This window comes from Paenibacillus sp. FSL K6-1096, from assembly GCF_037977055.1.
In the GTDB taxonomy this organism is placed as follows: Bacteria; Bacillota; Bacilli; order Paenibacillales; family Paenibacillaceae; genus Paenibacillus_AQ.
This window is the reverse complement of the sequence record NZ_CP150274.1, coordinates 6,902,257-6,918,670: the sequence shown is the minus strand read 5'-3', so window position 1 is coordinate 6,918,670 and position 16,414 is coordinate 6,902,257. Positions and strand designations below refer to the sequence as shown.

The 16,414-nt window shown below is 51.4% G+C and carries 13 protein-coding genes; 11 read left to right on the top strand and 2 right to left on the bottom strand.

What is annotated here, in order from left to right; all coding sequences use genetic code 11:
• Positions 1–151 precede the first annotated feature (151 nt).
• Positions 152–1,090 carry an aminoglycoside phosphotransferase family protein gene (locus MHI24_RS30325; RefSeq protein WP_340023268.1) on the top strand — a complete coding sequence of 313 codons (939 nt, stop codon included), beginning with the start codon at positions 152–154 and terminating at the stop codon, positions 1,088–1,090.
• A 27-nt stretch (positions 1,091–1,117) separates the two neighbouring features.
• Here MHI24_RS30325 and MHI24_RS30320 read toward each other — a convergent pair whose 3' ends face one another.
• Positions 1,118–2,056, bottom strand: a complete 939-nt coding sequence (locus tag MHI24_RS30320) for a phosphotransferase (protein ID WP_340023267.1) — start codon at positions 2,054–2,056, stop codon at positions 1,118–1,120.
• Between the two features lie 165 nt (positions 2,057–2,221).
• On the opposite strand from MHI24_RS30320, the gene MHI24_RS30315 reads away from it, so the two are divergent.
• From MHI24_RS30315 to MHI24_RS30295, 5 genes are all read left to right on the top strand, one after another.
• On the top strand, positions 2,222–3,088 hold the full coding sequence (locus MHI24_RS30315) for a sulfurtransferase (protein WP_340023266.1): 867 nt from the start codon (positions 2,222–2,224) through the stop codon (positions 3,086–3,088).
• 356 nt (positions 3,089–3,444) lie between these two features.
• Positions 3,445–4,548: a hypothetical protein gene (locus tag MHI24_RS30310; RefSeq protein WP_340023265.1), complete on the top strand. Its 1,104-nt coding sequence runs from the start codon at positions 3,445–3,447 to the stop codon at positions 4,546–4,548.
• Between the two features lie 30 nt (positions 4,549–4,578).
• A complete protein-coding gene (locus tag MHI24_RS30305; RefSeq protein ID WP_340023264.1) occupies positions 4,579–5,616 on the top strand; it encodes a DUF1835 domain-containing protein in 1,038 nt (345 codons plus the stop codon).
• A gap of 147 nt (positions 5,617–5,763) precedes the next feature.
• On the top strand, positions 5,764–5,943 hold the full coding sequence (locus tag MHI24_RS30300; protein ID WP_340023262.1) for a ribbon-helix-helix protein, CopG family: 180 nt from the start codon (positions 5,764–5,766) through the stop codon (positions 5,941–5,943).
• 140 nt (positions 5,944–6,083) lie between these two features.
• Positions 6,084–6,359: a DUF6809 family protein gene (locus MHI24_RS30295; protein ID WP_340023261.1), complete on the top strand. Its 276-nt coding sequence runs from the start codon at positions 6,084–6,086 to the stop codon at positions 6,357–6,359.
• 149 nt (positions 6,360–6,508) lie between these two features.
• On the opposite strand, the gene MHI24_RS30290 is transcribed toward MHI24_RS30295, so the two are convergent.
• Positions 6,509–8,389, bottom strand: coding sequence for a helix-turn-helix domain-containing protein (locus MHI24_RS30290; RefSeq protein ID WP_340023259.1), 1,881 nt, complete (start codon positions 8,387–8,389; stop codon positions 6,509–6,511).
• A 280-nt stretch (positions 8,390–8,669) separates the two neighbouring features.
• Here MHI24_RS30290 and MHI24_RS30285 point away from each other — a divergent pair, with 280 nt between their 5' ends.
• The 5 genes from MHI24_RS30285 to MHI24_RS30265 all read left to right on the top strand — a co-directional run bounded on the left by MHI24_RS30285 (position 8,670) and on the right by MHI24_RS30265 (position 16,388).
• Positions 8,670–10,310, top strand: a complete 1,641-nt coding sequence (locus MHI24_RS30285; RefSeq protein WP_340023258.1) for a helix-turn-helix domain-containing protein — start codon at positions 8,670–8,672, stop codon at positions 10,308–10,310.
• Between the two features lie 129 nt (positions 10,311–10,439).
• Positions 10,440–11,393, top strand: coding sequence for an ABC transporter substrate-binding protein (locus MHI24_RS30280; RefSeq protein ID WP_340023257.1), 954 nt, complete (start codon positions 10,440–10,442; stop codon positions 11,391–11,393).
• A gap of 12 nt (positions 11,394–11,405) precedes the next feature.
• A complete protein-coding gene (locus MHI24_RS30275) occupies positions 11,406–12,152 on the top strand; it encodes a hypothetical protein (protein WP_340023256.1) in 747 nt (248 codons plus the stop codon).
• Between the two features lie 153 nt (positions 12,153–12,305).
• Positions 12,306–14,366, top strand: a complete 2,061-nt coding sequence (locus MHI24_RS30270) for a methyl-accepting chemotaxis protein (RefSeq protein WP_340023255.1) — start codon at positions 12,306–12,308, stop codon at positions 14,364–14,366.
• 45 nt (positions 14,367–14,411) lie between these two features.
• Entirely contained in the window at positions 14,412–16,388 is a 1,977-nt protein-coding gene (locus MHI24_RS30265) for an AraC family transcriptional regulator (protein ID WP_340023254.1), read from the top strand.
• The last annotated feature ends 26 nt before the right edge of the window (positions 16,389–16,414 follow it).

The window sequence follows — 16,414 nt, the reverse complement described above, 5'->3', positions numbered from 1 at the left end:
CATGAACAGGAAATAGCCGTAGGGCACACTCTGGTCGCATCCAGCCGGGGGTGCCCTGTTAAGTTTGTCAATGGAATAAGAAAGGGTCTGTGATAGGATATAACTGTAAAAAAATGCATGGAGGTATCCAGCAGAGGAGGAACAGCAATCAATGAACCGGCCGGAGATGCATCCGTCTGAATTGTACGGCTGGGCTGAGTCCTTAATTGGCCCTTTTGAAGTGACCGCCAATTACCGGCTGAACAGTGTGAGGACCGGGGTGTGGAAGCTGCGCGCTCACCGGGATGCGAAATATTTTTACATAAAAACCTACAGCCGCAAGCAAAGATGGCATCCCGAAGTCTACGCCTACCAGCACTGGGTACCTGTTCTGAAGCCGCATGTTCCTGAGTTTATTGCCGCTTATGAGAGCGGAGACTGTCAGGCCATTCTGATCACTTCAATAGAAGGAACCATTATGAGAGAGGCGGAGCTGGACCCCGTGGCTGTTGATGAGGCTTACCGCAGGGCAGGTGAATGGACAAGCCTTCTGCACCATTCACAGACCGGGAAGTGGTTCGGGCGTCCTGACATGAACGGAAATCCAATTGAGCTAACCCCTTATGAGGACCCGGTGCTGTACATATCGGAATCCATCCGGGAGTTGAATGCGCAGTGTATTGAGAAGGGCTTGCTGCAAGCCTCCGAACAGGAATTGGTACATTGTGCACTAGAGAATGTGCAAGTTTTTGCAGGAGCCTTGCCTGTGCCTGTCAGCTGGGATTCAACGCCGGGGAATTGGCTGGTGGATGACCGGGGTGTAATGACGGGGATGATAGACTTCGAGAATATGCTGTGGGGCATCGATGTGGACAGCTTCTCCATTCTGTTCGCCCGATACTTCAGTGACAACCCCTCTGCCGCGCAGGCCTTCTTCCAAGGCTATGGACCCGGGGTGCTTCAGCACAGATCTGCGGAAATTCAAATCTGCTGCATCAAAATGGCCATCGGCGATATCTGCTGGGGAACCCAGCATGATGCGCCCAGAATCGTCCGCTACGGCAGAGAGCTTTTGAATAAAATATATCGTCATCAACTGATTACCGATTGAGCCTGGAGGAGACGGCGGTCTCTCCTTCTACATTGCAGCAACCTCAGCCGCCAGCTCCCGGACCTGCTGCTGCAGGACATTCACCTCGTCGGTCCCTTCCCAGTAGCGGGTGACGAAGTGCAGGAATACATCGATTTTGCGCAGCAGCATCAGCACCGGAATCGCCGCCAGCTCCCCGGGAGTCAGGGTAACTCTGCGGTTATAGCCCCGCCAGAAGTCACGAATGATCCGCTCCGAGTCCTTAAGACCTTGCAATGCTGACAGGATCACCGCGGCGTCCATCACCCGTACATCCCGGGTACAGAATTCAAAATCCAGCAGCGCCGTCACCCGGGTGGTATCCGCTCCATCCACCAGCAGATTGGAGGCATTCAGATCACCGTGCACAAGCTGATGCGGCAGACGCTCCAGGTCTTCCAGCGAATCCGCTACGTTATCGTATGCTTCAATTAAAGTTCGCAGCTGCGGCAGCAGCTCTTGCAGAGGCTCCGGTGTGTCTTGTAAAAGATTATGGAGCGCTTCCGGGGTACACAGCGGATACGAGGTCCGCAGCTCATAATAAGGACGGTAGACCGCAGGTATACCCGGCTCAATCTCAGCCAGCGCAGCAGACAGTGTCCCTGCCGCTTCCCCGAAGGATTCATAGTAAGCGGATGCCTCCTCTGAGGGGGATTCGCCATCGATATAGGCAAACAAGCAGGCGAATTTACCGCTGCCGTCCCCAAGCTGCGCGATTGTCTCTCCCGCTGCGGTAAGAATTGGAGCCGGTGTGCTGAAGGGCAGGTTAAGTGCTTGTAGCTTTTGCAGCACTACATGCTCGAACTCTATTTTGTTCCTGTCCTTATGGGTATCATAGATTCGCAGCACTGCGCGGCGTTCCCCGCTCTCTACGAAATAGGTTGTATTATTCCAGCCTCCGCTCCGTTTGCGCAGCGTTCCTCTCCATGCAGGCCAGGCCTGACTCACCAAAGCTTCCGTAGCCGTATGCCCCTTTCCTAATTAGGTATGTATCCAGCCATTGTAGAATCCAATCGGAGCAGTGTCAACTAATCCGACGCGAAGCGCGGTTACACGGCGAGGCCATTATCCGCTATAATAGACTCCATATCACAATAGCAAAGGATGGTATCCATGGACTCTACCGTTACCAAACGCTGGCTGCTCGCCAGACTCTATGAACCGGAGCAGACAATCGTAGACTGCCGGTTCAACCTGAATGACCCCGGTGAGGGCAGAGCGCTGTACGAAGCCGGGCATATTCCGGGCGCGGTCTATCTTGATCTGAAATTAGACCTGTCCGCACCGGAAGCCGAACACGGCGGACGCCATCCGCTGCCTGATCCTGAGGTATTCGCGGCACGCTTCTCGAAGCTCGGCATTAGCAATAGTACCCGCGTTGTCGCCTATGACGATGAGAGCGGCATGAACGCCGCCCGGCTCTGGTGGCTGCTGCGCTACCTGGGACATGAGCAGGTGTTCATCCTGGAAGGCGGCTTCAGCCAGTGGAAGGCAGAGAAATATCCGGTGACGGATCATCAGCCGGTTCGTGTGCCGAGTTCGTTTACGCCAAATGTTCAGCCGCAGATGCTGGCTGGGGTCGATGATGTGCGGCTGGTATCGGAGAAGCTGGTTCAGGCGCGGGCTGGTGAGGGTACAAGCACAGAGATCCTGATCGACTCCCGCGCTGGTGACCGCTTCCGGGGCATGAACGAGACCATGGACAAGAAGGCAGGCCATGTCCCCGGCGCGGTGAACTTTTTCTGGAAAGACACGCAGAACGCTGACGGCAGCTTCAAAAGCGCGGAGGAGCTTGCGGAGCATTTTGCCGGCCTGGACAAGGAAGCGGAGATTATCGTCTACTGCGGCTCCGGTGTGACTGCCTGCCCGAATATACTGGCACTGGAGAAGGCCGGATTCAAGAATGTGCGGCTGTATGCGGGGAGCTGGAGTGACTGGATTAGTTATGAGGAGAATGCGATAGCTACAGGGAATGAGTAACGGTTAAGAGCCCGCGTCCGTAGCGGGCTCTTTGTGCTGGGGATTATATCTATAACTACTACGGTTAACAACGCTTTTAGTGAGATTATGAAGAACTCTGTAAATTTAGATTCAAATGAAACATTAATTGCTCGTGGTAGTAGAGACTGGTTAATAAAACTAATAGATAACTTTGATTCACAATGATTTTCTCAAGCTTTATAATGATATCGATATTCATTTTGGCTCTTTTGCAAGAAGAACAAAATTTCGAGAGTTGAATGATATTGATCTGATGATCGGTTTAGGCGGTCAAGAAAGCACTTATTCAGAAGATTATTTTGGCTAAATAGAAATGTATGTAAAGGAGATAGACGATGGAGATTCAGCGCTATTCCTATCCTCCGCTTCAACCCGATCCCGGCAAGCTGCTTGTGATTCGCGAACTGCCGCAGCCGCCAAGAATCCGGGAGAATTCACAGCCCCAGTTAATCGCTCTGAACGAGCAACTCCAGCTATGGCAGATTGATCTCATATCCGGCCGTACCTTCGCTGCAGCGGATCTTCATCTGCCAGATTTTAATCCGGAGCATCCGGTGCAGCTGGTCATTAGCCCCTGCGGACAAGCGGCCGCCGTGAGCAACCGGTTCGGGCGTCATGCCACCGTGGTCTCTCTGACAACCGGTCATACGCTGCTGGAATTAAGCCGGGGAACCTATTATTTCAACGTATCCACCTATCCGCTGGCCTTTGCTGAACGCGGACAGGAATTGGTTCTTATACACGGTGTGGATTGGAACCGGCTAGAGCTTACGGCAGTTTGCCCCGAGGCTGGGCCGGTTGCTGCCGGTACAATTCATGATGAAGCAAGCTCCGCTTCGCTGGAAGACGATTTGGACTATTTTCACGGGCAGCTTCATGTCTCTCCAGATCATACCTACATCGCTGAGACCGGATGGGCATGGTCGCCGGCCGGAATCACCCGGGTGTGGAAGCTCTCGAATGGGGCTCAGAATAAGCCGGTAACGGGGGGAGGCGAACAGTTGAACGCGATCTGGACCCCGCTGGCGGATTGGGATCTGCCCATGGTATGGCTGGATAACGAACGGCTGGCGGTATGGGGGCAGATCGATGGGGATATGGTAGATGAAGAAGACTGGCACGAAGAAGGCATTCGTCCGGCCATTCTGGTCTACAATGCGGCCAAAGACAGCAGAGAGGTCGTTCTGACAGACCTGCCTGCTTATGTCATGAGCTCTGGTACTAGTGATGTATTTATACACGCTCAAGCACAGCTGGCCGCTTCATCTTCTGGCCGACTGTTCGCCTGGGGAACCGGCCTGCCCCTATATTGCTGGATCCTGCCGGATATGCAGCCCCAGATTTTTGAAACCCCGGTTCAACCCGACTTGTATCACAGGCAGGCCGATCTGTTCCTGCATATCAGTGAGAAAGGACTTGAAGCTTGGCGGTGTGTGTAGAGCTTGAGCAGCCCTGTGAGGAGGATGTCAATGGAGAAGATCTACGATCGCCTACATCAATTAGATGGAAATGACCTGCGGTTTTTCCTTTACAACTTATTAAAAACAATAGATCATTATCAAACGAACGGCAGTATTGAAGAAAAAAAATTAGCAGAAGGACTCCTTAATATCGTCCAAAATCATATTGAGGCGGTTCATAACCATAAACGACAAATAGATGAACTCCAACAATATGTTTATCTTGTTTTCAGTCTCTCTGATGCAGGTTCATTAAAAGTAACGTTAAGTAAAATCGGCAAGCGCGAGCTTTGCCAAGTCTTAGCATTCAATGAATTGTTCTCAGTTGGACCCATAACTAACTTGGATACAGAAACTGGACAGCAGAATAGGCAAATTTGGTTGTCGGAATACGATGAAAACGTCAGCTACAATCACGAGCATCAGCTTGATAGAATAGTAGAGACTGTAAAGAATATTCCAGAAAATAAAACGATTGTCATTTGGTGCGCGGATAACGCACATGATCAAACAGGTTTACGTTTCGTAATGTATTTGTTAAGAAACCGGAAACAGCCAGTTAATGTTGTCAATGTAACTGAGCTCTATAATACTATAGATACTCCTGGCAAAGAAGAATTCAAACCCTGTTGGAGTAGCTTAATCGATAGAGAGCATTTTGAGATCATCGTTAAAAGGTATTATGAAGGTGTTCCTCTCGACCCTAGCCAAAGAAGAAGATATGAATCAGAATGGCTAATGCTCTCAAATGAAGATCATGTGCTCCGTTTGTGGAAGGAAGGATCTGTTAAAGGTACTGAGGAATCTGCTCTGGACGAAGTGATCATAAGATCAGTCCTTGAACTTGAGCAAGAACAAGATGAGAATGGCTTTATCAACGCGGCGAGTGTGGTCGCTAGAGTATTTGATACTTCGCACCAATTCGTAGGGTGTTCATTTATTACCAATAGAATATGGAGCTTAGTTAACCAAGGAGTTTTAGAGTTTAGCGGACTGCCAAGAGCTCTGCATCAGTTCTCGGTTAAACTCGGCACGTATAAAAAATAATCTCCAGTTAATTTAACTTCTTACTGCTCTCAGACCAGCCTTGATTAGGCTTCAAAGCTCTGGAAATGTGCTGATTGTCAAGATTATGTTGACTTTTCGTCCCGACAACAATATATTAATGTCAGGACAAAAAAGCGAGGTGAAGAAATGTCCTCTAAAAAGATGGGGCGTCCTCCATCTGACAAACCCAAAAGCAAAACGATTGAAATTCGTGTCGATGAGGAAACGTTAAGCAAGCTTGATGCTTCTGCTGAAAAGCTAAATACGTCACGTTCTGCAATCGTCCGCCAAGGGATTGATAAGGTGTATGACGAGCTCCAAAAATAAACAAGGAAGCAGCGAGCATCCCGCGAAGAACACCGCTACTTCCTATCCGCAACCGCTTAAATAAGCAGACTGCATAAATATCCTACCATGTGCAGGAAGCTCATTCAAGTGATGCGATGATCATTAATGGGAGGATAAACATGAAGAGTATTCTGGAAGCACTTTACCGTGGACAAATAAATCCCGATGAGATCATTGTTCCGTCTCAGCCTGAATACCGATCCCTAAGCAGACAAGTGTCAGCACAGACGATTCAATGGCGAGAACGATTAGGGAAAGAAGTATTTGATGAACTTGGGGAATATTTTGACCTGTGCGACAGCGCAAGTAGTATGCATGCGGAAGCAGTCTTTCTATATGGGTTCAAACTTGGAGCGAACCTGCTTATTGAGGTAACAAGCAATCGGGAGACATAGGTCCCCGATACAGCTTCGCCATTACGATAATATTTACTTTAAAATACACAAAAGCCTCCCAACGGAGGCTTTCTGCATTGCTTATCGCATAGCAGATTTCATGTTAATTCCAGCTTTCAACCTACTTCCTTCATTCTCCCGCTCTCTTACTACTCCTGCAGCTTCGACACCTGCTCAATCAGCGCATCCACACCCCGGTCCACTGTGTAAGGCCCATTGTTCCAGTTAGCACGCGAGACGTTGATGATCCGGTTGTTCTTCACCGCAGGGATGCTCTGGTAGACCGGCTCCTTGAACAGTTCATACATCGCAGCCAGCTCTTCATCCGTCATTTGCGTGAAAAAGTAATCCGCCGGCTTGTCCACCAATCTCTCCATAGACAGCGCCGTGCCTCCGTCAGCATACGGCTTGAATTGCTCCGGCATAGTGAAGCCGAAATCCTGATAGATCAGCTTGCCCAGGGTGCCTCCCTCGCCTCCAAGCAGCACCTCTCCATTGCGGATAATGAAGGAGATGGCGGTCGTGCCTTCATCAATCTTCACATTGATGCTATCCCGGATGCCTTGCAGCTTCTCCTCAAAAGTTCCAATCCACTTCTCCGCCTCGTCCTGCTTACCCATAATGTCGCCCATGGTTCGCAACGTGTTCACCACATCCGGGTCACCGCCCCAGGCCACGGCTACGGTCGGAGCAATCTTCTCGTAAGTCTCAATGACATCCTCCCCCAGATAATCCGGGATAATAATCAGATCGGGCAGCAATGCCGAGATCGCCTCCACACTGCCCGTTCCTGAGCCGACATTCTCCACATCCGCCATCTCTTCCTTATATTGCTCCAGTGTCTCCTGGTTGACGCCTGCCGGGTTCAGACCAAGCGGAAGCATATACCCGCCGTAAGCGAGGGCAACAACCTGACCCGGCTCTGCGGGAATTTCCACTTCTCTGCCAAAAGCGTCGGTGTACAGCCTGGTGGCTTTGTCTTCAGCAATCTTCGTATTTCCGCCTCCGCAGCCTGCAAGCATCATAGACAAGCTGATTAAGAGGGTTATCGCGAATAAGGGCGTACGGCTAACTTTCAAATCATTCACACTCCGTCTTCTGTATTGATAATGATTATCATCGATATCAATATAGCCTGCTTCCCTCCTGGGAGCAATGAACGATTCCGGCATTTCTTTGGTAGGATTTGAACCTTCCAGCAGCGGGGCGTGCATTTTGAACTGAGCGGGGGTCTCTCCGTATGCCTTTTTGAACAGTCTGCTAAAATAATAAAAATCCGTATATCCCACACGTTCAGCCACGTCACGGATCGGCGCATCTGTCCCGGCCAACAGGCTTCTGGCGTGCTGCATCCGGGTCCGGCTCACGTACTCCATCGGGCTGCACTGATATTTGCGCTTGAACACCCTCACCAAATGATGGGTGCTGTAGTGAAACAACTCGGCCATAGCGGTCATAGACAGAGGCTGGTGATAGAATTCATCAATATAACGGGCGATCTGCTCAGCCAGATCCGTCTCCGGCTCCTGCTCCACGGCCAGCTCAAGCTGACGGAACTGCTCGGACACGAACTGATAGAACAGCCCGGTTACCTGCATCCGTTCCAGCTCTCCGCCGCACTTCCATAGCTGATGCATACGCTCCAGCAGGGAGAGAATCACCCATGGGTCCGTCCCGCGGAAGGCATAATTCTGTTGAAAAGGATTGGTCCTGTCCCCGTCCGTCTCTGTAAAAGGACTGTTGCTCCACGGTTTGTATAGGATGAGATAATAGTCGAATGGATGATCCGTGCCGGCGACTTGTAGAACGGCGTTTTTGCCGGCATGAATGATCTGTGGATGGCTTGCAGTCCCTCCGGTCCCGTCCAGCTTGACGATGGCCTCTCCCTGGCCAGTGAACACAAAGCTGCTTGACGGAAAAAGATACCGCCGCAACTGCTCCCCCGGTCTCATGATCACATGACGGATATCCATGATTCTAACCGGCACCTGGTTCCATGCCCGAATGCTGTCTGTTATCTCGAATCTCACAAGTACTTCCCCCTGGCTGCCCGTCCGCAGTAAATTCTTATTATTATAATTGATAACCATTATCATTTACAACACTACAGCTCCGCAAAATGGGATATGTATCCCAGGTGCGCTATAATCAATGTAATGAATTCATACAGAAAAGAGAGTCCGCTGGAAAGAGGTAACAATCGATGCGGAGTCGCTGGCAATAGTGCATCTAGCCGGACCAAGCAGATAAACTCAATGAAGGACAAGGCAACATCAACAGCCTTATGCTCACAGGAAGGGAGTGCAACGTATGAATGACAAGGATAACCTCCTGCCTTCGGGAGCCTTTGGCCGGCTTGATCAGATGTGGTTCAGGCTTCGGAGCATCATGCATAGCAGCAGCTCAGGGGGAGGGTGGCCGCTGCGGCTGCAATTTTTGGATTCGTATATGCTGCTGATTCCCATTGCAGGCCAGGGCTGCATTACGGTGGATGGCAGATATTGCGAACTGAAGACTGGAGCTGTTTTCATCTGTCTGCCGGGACAGTTAATCGAGACCACACATGAGGACACAGGTGACCAGAGTGTTTACATCCTGCGGTTTGATGTCTTTGACCAGCATAGTATGCCGGCAGGAGAGCACCCGGCCCGCCCGGCGGAGCCTCATCTCCCCTTCCCACTGGAAGGTAGCATAGCTGTACAATCAACGATTACATACAGCAAGCATTGTGAGGCCATCACCAATTGCATGGAAAGCCAGGACCCCTTACAGCGTCTGCTTGCCCAGAGCCGGTTCTATGAGCTGCTGTACAGTCTGCTGAGCAGTGCCGGAGAATCGCAGACAAGCGATACTGATTGTGCTATGGAGCGGAGCAAGCTCTATATCGAGCAGCACTACCGCGAAGAGATTACTATCGGTCTGCTCGCTGCTGAAGCAGGTACCAGCGTCAGGCATTTCATCCGGCTGTTCAAGCAGAGGTATGGTCTCAGCGCGATCGAATACCTGACCGAATACCGGATTAGACAAGCAAGGCGCCTGATGCGGCCGCATTTAAATTATGAGCTGAAGGATATTGCAGCTTACGTCGGCTACAAGGATGTTCCTTACTTCAGGCGCAAATTCAAGCACATCACCGGGATAGCGCCGGCAACCTTCATGCGCAATGCCAAGCAGAAAATTGCTGTTTACGACAGCAGCCTCATCGGGGCGCTGCTTCCCCTGAATATTATTCCGTGCGCCGCTCCGGCTGAGCATCCCTGGACAGAGTACTACCGCCGGAAATATGGGACGGACGCGGTGCTGCCCCTCGCCCAGGAACAGACTCTCCGGCTACGGCAGCTTGCCGCTCTTGATCCTGATTATATTTTTGCCCTGGAGGTTCCGGTCAACCAGACGCTCAGGATAGAGCTTCAAGCGATTGCGCCCACTTGTCTACTGCCCCAAACGGATTGGCGATCGCAATTCATCCATATTGGAAAATGCCTGGACAAGGTGCCGGACGCAGAAGGCTGGCTGAACAACTATGAACGCAAAGCTAAGAGTGTCCGGGCAGAACTAGTTCAAGGACCAGTCACAGACAAATTGCTAATTGTCCGCATAACCGGACAGACGATCACCGTGTTGTCCTACCGGAGCTTGGCAGAGGTATTCTATGATGATCTGCATTATACCCCGGCTTCCGTTGTTGACCGTAAGTGCAGCAGCCAGATATTGACTCTGAAAGAGCTGGAGTCGGCAGATGCGGACAAGCTCCTGTTCATCGTAGACGAGGATGCAGATTCACAAGCCGCCTGGTCTACAATCCGGGAGAATGAGTTATGGCTGCCCCCTTCTCCCGCCGGACAGTTGCGAACCGAGCAACTCCCTCCCTACCCCTGGACAGAGTATACCGCGTTCACCCATGAGCTTATTCTCGACCTAGCACCAGACCTGTGGCGTAATCGGACATGAAAAATTGGCGCGATAGTCAATAGGCGAATCAGGCATATTGTTTTATACTCCTAACAGTGATATTGATTCTCACTCTCAGGTGAGACTGCAGGTATCGAGACTCAAGAGGTTCAGGAGGTTATAGAAGTTATGCGACAGGTGAGACAAGGAATGGCGTTCTGCATGGCGGTTGTATTGACATTGGTGATAACCGCTTGTAGCGGACAGGCCCAGGTCACAGCAGGCGATACAGCAGATGTACGGGTAGTAAACAGTGAAAAAGGCGAGATCACAATCCCTGCCCGTCCGGCCAGAGTAATCGGGCTGTCCGTGGTCTACCCGGAGTTCCTGCAGGCTTTGGGCGTTACCCCGGTTGCCGTGCAGAACTATCAGGAGGAGCTCCCGACCTATCTGGAGGAGCCGTTCAAGGATACGCTGAAGATGGGCATCGCCCAGACCCCGAATTTCGAAATGATCCTCTCTGCCAATCCTGATCTGATCCTCGCCCCTACATGGTGGTCGGCTAAGGATTATGAACAATTGTCGGGGATCGCTCCGACGGTTCTGCTCCCGCAGCGCGATGACTGGCGCGAGGAGCTGAAGGACATCGCCGGGGTACTCGGCAAGACGGAGCTTGCAGAGAAGGTGATTCAGGATCTGGAGGCCAAGGAAGCGGAAGCGAAACAGAAGCTGGATGATCTGGCCGGAAGCGAAACGGTGATGTACATGATGGTGATGAAGGACAGCTTCATTCTCTACGGGGACCAGATTGACCGCGGAAAATTCCTTCACACTACGCTTGGGCTGGAGAAGATCCCGAATTTCCCGGACACCGATTCTTCGTTATCGATCTCACTGGAGAAGCTGCCGGAGTATAATCCCGATCACATCTTCCTTCAATTGAATAATGAGGATGATGCTGCGGTTAAGCAGACCTATGAGGATCTGCTGAATAGTCCCTTATGGAAGAACATGACTGCGGTCCAAAAAAATCAGGTCTACACGATGGCCGGCAAGGACTGGTTCAACCTGGGCATGTCTCCTATGGCTAACAGCTATGCGGTGGATGCGGTGCTTCAAGTCTTCGAAGGGAAATCTAAATAAGGGGGGTTCAGGATGAGCGGCACTGGCAAGCTCCATGGAGCTGAACGTTTCTTCATTCCTCCCGCAGCTATTGAAAACGCAGTGATTACTCTACCGCTGACTGAATTATGTATACCTGCACAAGCTGAGCAGTTGCTTACCGCGTATGCTTCCATGCTCGGGACAGAGGATAAACGAATTGCCGCAGCCATCCTGTGCAGCTGGATTGCCGGAATCTGCGGAGCCAAATACGCACTGCTAACAGCCGCTGACCCGCTGGCTCAGTCTTTGTGTCTCAATAACATGTCTGTGCAGCTCATTCGCACGGAGGGGTACCCTGAGTTCGCCTTCCCTATTCATAATCAGCGGGAGAGCATCTCTGAGCAGAGCGGGAATGAAAAAGACATATCCGACGAGCTTGGGAGGTTCTACAGGAATGATATGAGACCGATTATTGCTGCGCTTGCCGAGGCTTCACAGACCTCAGCTGTGATGCTGTGGAAGCAGATCTATAATCAATTATATACTTTTATGGAGGAGGATGCCCTTGCCGCCCGCAGTGCTTGCCACCGCAATCAGGTCATCGGACAATTCCAAGCTGCGCACTGGAAACTGAAGCCGGAGGTATTCGGCCTTCGCCGCAATCCGTTCTGTATTACCCCCAAATTCCGGAGGGACCCCGAGCTACCGCATGAGCTGATATCCGTCAAAGCCACCTGCTGTCTGGCCTATAAGCTCAGAACGGATCATGACTATTGCGGCGGGTGTCCTATACTCTAATCAGCACGCGTTTATAGACGATCACCGGCTTGGAGCCTTCTTCCAGCCGGTTTTTTTGTGAAATTTAACTGGGTTAACTCTACAAGAATATCTTCCGGATTCCGACATATTACCTAAGAGCTTTCGCTCTAATACATATCCGGGAGATGACCTATGTCACAGCCAAAATTAAAACGGCCAGTCCGTTCAACCAGCATTGCCAACACATTGGCCCTTGTACTGCTTGTCATTATTCTTGTCGTCTTCTCGACTCTGGGTACCTTCTTCTATTCCAGCACCAGAGCTATTCTTGTCGACCAGCAAGAGTCACTTCTGATGACCAAGACACAAGGGATCGTCAGCCAATTCGATGCGTTATTCAAGGAAAAGGGCTCACTGGTCAAACAAATGTCCACCAACTCGATTTTTCAAAAATATATCGAAAGCACCACCCCAGATCAAATCACCACCTCCCCCCACGCCGCAGAAGCACTTGCCGCACTGGCGGCGATTGTGAAGGCGGAGCCCTCTTTTGCCGATGCCTGGGTGGCCGGTTTGTCGGGGAAGGGCTACTTCCTCCAGCATGACGGTCTGACCTCCAAGCCGGACTTCGATATCCGCTCCCGCCCCTATTTCAAACCCGTCTCTGAAGCCAATGGCCTCTATTATTCCGAGCCTTATGCCGATGTCAATAATGGCACTATGCTGATGGGGATTTTCTATCCGATTATGAATGACAGCAACCAGATGATCGGCCTCATTGCCGCAGATATTGCCTTCAATGATATCCCGGATATCATGCAGAGCTATTCCCTGGGCAGCACAGGCTTCTCCGTTCTGGCCACCCGCGCAGGCGATATTCTCTACCACCCGGATCAAACCAAGGTGCTGCAAGCCAAAATTACAGAGCTTCCCGGAGACTTCGGTATGATCGGCCAAAAAATGATCAACGGCGAATCCGGCGTAACGCTGATCAATGATAACGGCGAGCCCCGCTACATCGGCTATGCTACCAGTATGGATACCGGATGGTCTGTGGGCTTAACCATTACCCGGCAAGAGGCGCTTAGCGAGCTGACCTCCTTCACCCGGACAACCATCGCCGGCTTTGCCGTTGCCGCCCTTCTCCTGGTATTCATCTGTTATATCACGCTGCGTTATCTGTTGCGCTCCATTCCCAGACTGCTGGCTGCCATGAAGCGGATTGAAGACGGGGATTTGACCGTTCAGCTCCCTGAACCTTCCGGCAACGAAATCGGGCAGATCGCCGGGGGAATGGCCAACATGGTCCAGAAGATTCAAGGCATGATTCAGGTCATCCATAATACGGCTCAGATTCTGACCCAGTCCTCGGGCAACCTGCAAGCCATTTCTGCTAAAACCGCCGTCACCATGAACGAGACCGCCACGGCCATCAATGAAATTGCCAATGCCACCAACTACCAGTCGGAAGAATCGGAGAGCATTCTCCACAAAACCGGTGCTTTGTCCAATCAAATTGACCAGATTACCAGTGACGCGCAGGCTGTAGGAACGATGGTACAGACCTCTGCACAGCTCAGCAGCTCTGGTCTTTCGTTGGTGGAGCAGCTCTCCAAAGCCGCAGAGGACAATCACAGATCGACACAGGCGATGTCAGCGCTCATTGAGGATATTGATCTGAGCCGTCATGAGATTTCGGGCATCGTCGGCACAGTGAATCAAATTGCCACCCAAACCAACCTGCTCGCCCTCAATGCTTCCATCGAAGCTGCCCGGGCTGGTGAACAAGGCAGGGGCTTCGCCGTGGTGGCCGGGGAGGTACGCAAGCTTGCCGAGCAGACCGCCCGGGCTACCGAAGAAATCTACAAGAAGGTCAGCGCCATTGAGGAAAAAACAAGCCTGTCCGTAGAACATACAACTTTGGGTCTTACGATTGCGGAGGAGAATGCCAAATCTGTAGAGAATGCCAAGCAGGTCTTCTTCAGCTTGAACAGTGACCTGGAGGAGCTAAAGACACGGATGCTCCAGATCAGCAGCAACACTTCAATTGTCCATAAGCATAAGGATGAGATTCTGCAGGCGATTGAGGTCATCTCCTCCACCACCGAGGAGAATTCCGCCTCCACCGAAGAGGTCAGCGCCAATACACAAGAGCAGCTTGGCAGTATTGAACAAGTCGCGGAATTGTCCCGGGAGCTGAGCCAGATCTCCCTGAAGCTGGAGGAGGAGCTGCGGCAGTTCAAGCTGGAATAGCGGATACTATCAATCTGGCGTCCTTCGGAAAGGAGGGAATCCTCATTGGCCAAAACTATAAATATACAAGAACACATTCTGATCTGGAATCATGCTTCGATCCAAGTGATGGATATCCGTCATATCCGTATACAGCACGGTGATGAGATCAGACCCTATCTGTTCCCTTCCAGCGCTTATCTATACGTTACTCATGGCAGTGCATCTGTGATCCTGGACGGAGCTGAGCATGCTGCCAAGCCTTACTATCTGCTTCACGGGGGTAAGGGTACCTGTCTGGACATCCGCCTTACGGAGCATCCCTTCCACTACTATCTTATTCTATATAAAGCAAGCATGGCGCTGTCCGTAAGGCCATACGAACGGGGGAATGCAGAGGGGAATCTCCCCTTCAGCCTGCAGTTCGGATTCGTTCCGCTTCATCCGGCAACTCTCTACCAGTTAGCTGAGCAAATGCTGGAGGAATGGCTGGTGCAGGAACGGCTGGAGCAGCTGCATGTCAAAGCATTATTCTATCAGTTTGTCTATGAGCTGCTTCAGCAGATGGATCAGCAGCAGGTCAGTCCGGTTAGACCGGATCTGATCTCCCAGCTGATCCGTTATATGGAGCTGCATTATGCGGAGCCGGTCACGCGGGATTCACTGGCACGTATTTTTAACTACAGCGCTCCTTACCTGTCCAAGCATTTCCGCCGCGAGACCGGGACAAGCATCATTGATTACTTCATCCGCATCAGGATGAACCGGGCGGGAGCCTTACTGCAGCAGACAGACCTATCCATGCAGGAAATTGCACGCAGCGTCGGGTACACGGATGTATCCTACTTCATCCGATTGTTCAAGAAGACGGCTGGAGTTCCACCCGGAGAATTCAGAAATAATTCGTTGCGCAAGGCAAACGGTTCTTATCGTCCTATCATTAGGCTCGGATCGTCCATTGCTCCGCGCAGGCTTCGTCACTATATTGATAACAGAGATGATAATCATTATCAATACAGTGAAAAAGGAGTTTTGCCGATGTACAAGAGCAAATTACCAGTAGGAGTTGCATTATTGCTGTGCCTGACGCTCCTGCTAAGCGCCTGCGCAAGGCCTGCGAATACGCAAGGCGGAGCAAGCAACGTTACACCAGGCCCGAAGGTAAGCACTAGCAGCAATACCGCCAATGCAGCGGCAAAGAATACAAACGGCAGTTCCGGAACCATAACCTTCAAAGCGGTTAACGGTGATATACAGATTCCCAAAAATCCGCAAAGAATCGTCATGGTAGCCGGAGCCTTTACCGGGCATCTGCTGGCGCTGGGGATAAAGCCTGTCGCGACCGGAGATGAGTCCTTCAACAACTATACAGAAGGTAAGCTGGATGATGTGGTCAATCTGGGGAATGACATCCCCTATGAGCAGATTATTGAGCTGCAGCCGGATTTAATTGTGGTGTGGAATGACCCGGCTGCGATCGAGAAGCTGACCCAGATTGCCCCTACTGTCGCTGTTGACTACGGAATTCCTTTTCGGGAGCAATTGATGGACTTCGGGACCATGACCGGCCGTGAAGAACAGGCCAAAGCCTGGATCGAACAGTGGGATGCTCAAATCGCCAAATACAAGCCGCTTGTGAAGCAGGCTGTGGGTGACCGCACGGTATCCATTTTTGACGCTGGAAGTGCCAAGGAGTTCTATGCTTACGGCAGCTTTGGCCGGGGCGGTGACATTATCTACGGCGAATTCGGACTTAAGGCTCCGCCGATTATCCAGAAGGAAGCTATAGACAGCGGCCAAGGCTGGGCCAAATTATCTCTTGAGCTGTTGCCGGAATATGCCGGGGACTATATCTTTATCAGCGGGTGGACGGGTGAAGAGAATGCCGCGTGGATCTTCGAAGGCAAGCTCTGGGACAGCCTTCCCGCAGTCCGCAATCATCATGTCTACCGCGAGAATAGCCGTGGCTTCGTGTTCAGCGATCCGATCTCGCTGGAAGCCCAGCTTCAATTTGTGGTAGACAGCTTCCTGGGAACGAAGTAGCTGTCTACAGCACCTCGCGGGTTTGC

What these genes read in the sequence shown, in the direction of transcription:
- MHI24_RS30280 (WP_340023257.1), top strand. Translation starts at nt 10,440, where the DNA reads ATGCGACAGGTGAGACAAGGAATGGCGTTCTGCATGGCGGTTGTATTG.
- MHI24_RS30270 (WP_340023255.1), top strand. Translation starts at nt 12,306, where the DNA reads ATGTCACAGCCAAAATTAAAACGGCCAGTCCGTTCAACCAGCATTGCC.
- MHI24_RS30315 (WP_340023266.1), top strand. Translation starts at nt 2,222, where the DNA reads ATGGACTCTACCGTTACCAAACGCTGGCTGCTCGCCAGACTCTATGAA.
- MHI24_RS30325 (WP_340023268.1), top strand. Translation starts at nt 152, where the DNA reads ATGAACCGGCCGGAGATGCATCCGTCTGAATTGTACGGCTGGGCTGAG.
- MHI24_RS30275 (WP_340023256.1), top strand. Translation starts at nt 11,406, where the DNA reads ATGAGCGGCACTGGCAAGCTCCATGGAGCTGAACGTTTCTTCATTCCT.
- MHI24_RS30300 (WP_340023262.1), top strand. Translation starts at nt 5,764, where the DNA reads ATGTCCTCTAAAAAGATGGGGCGTCCTCCATCTGACAAACCCAAAAGC.
- MHI24_RS30310 (WP_340023265.1), top strand. Translation starts at nt 3,445, where the DNA reads ATGGAGATTCAGCGCTATTCCTATCCTCCGCTTCAACCCGATCCCGGC.
- MHI24_RS30295 (WP_340023261.1), top strand. Translation starts at nt 6,084, where the DNA reads ATGAAGAGTATTCTGGAAGCACTTTACCGTGGACAAATAAATCCCGAT.
- MHI24_RS30305 (WP_340023264.1), top strand. Translation starts at nt 4,579, where the DNA reads ATGGAGAAGATCTACGATCGCCTACATCAATTAGATGGAAATGACCTG.
- MHI24_RS30285 (WP_340023258.1), top strand. Translation starts at nt 8,670, where the DNA reads ATGAATGACAAGGATAACCTCCTGCCTTCGGGAGCCTTTGGCCGGCTT.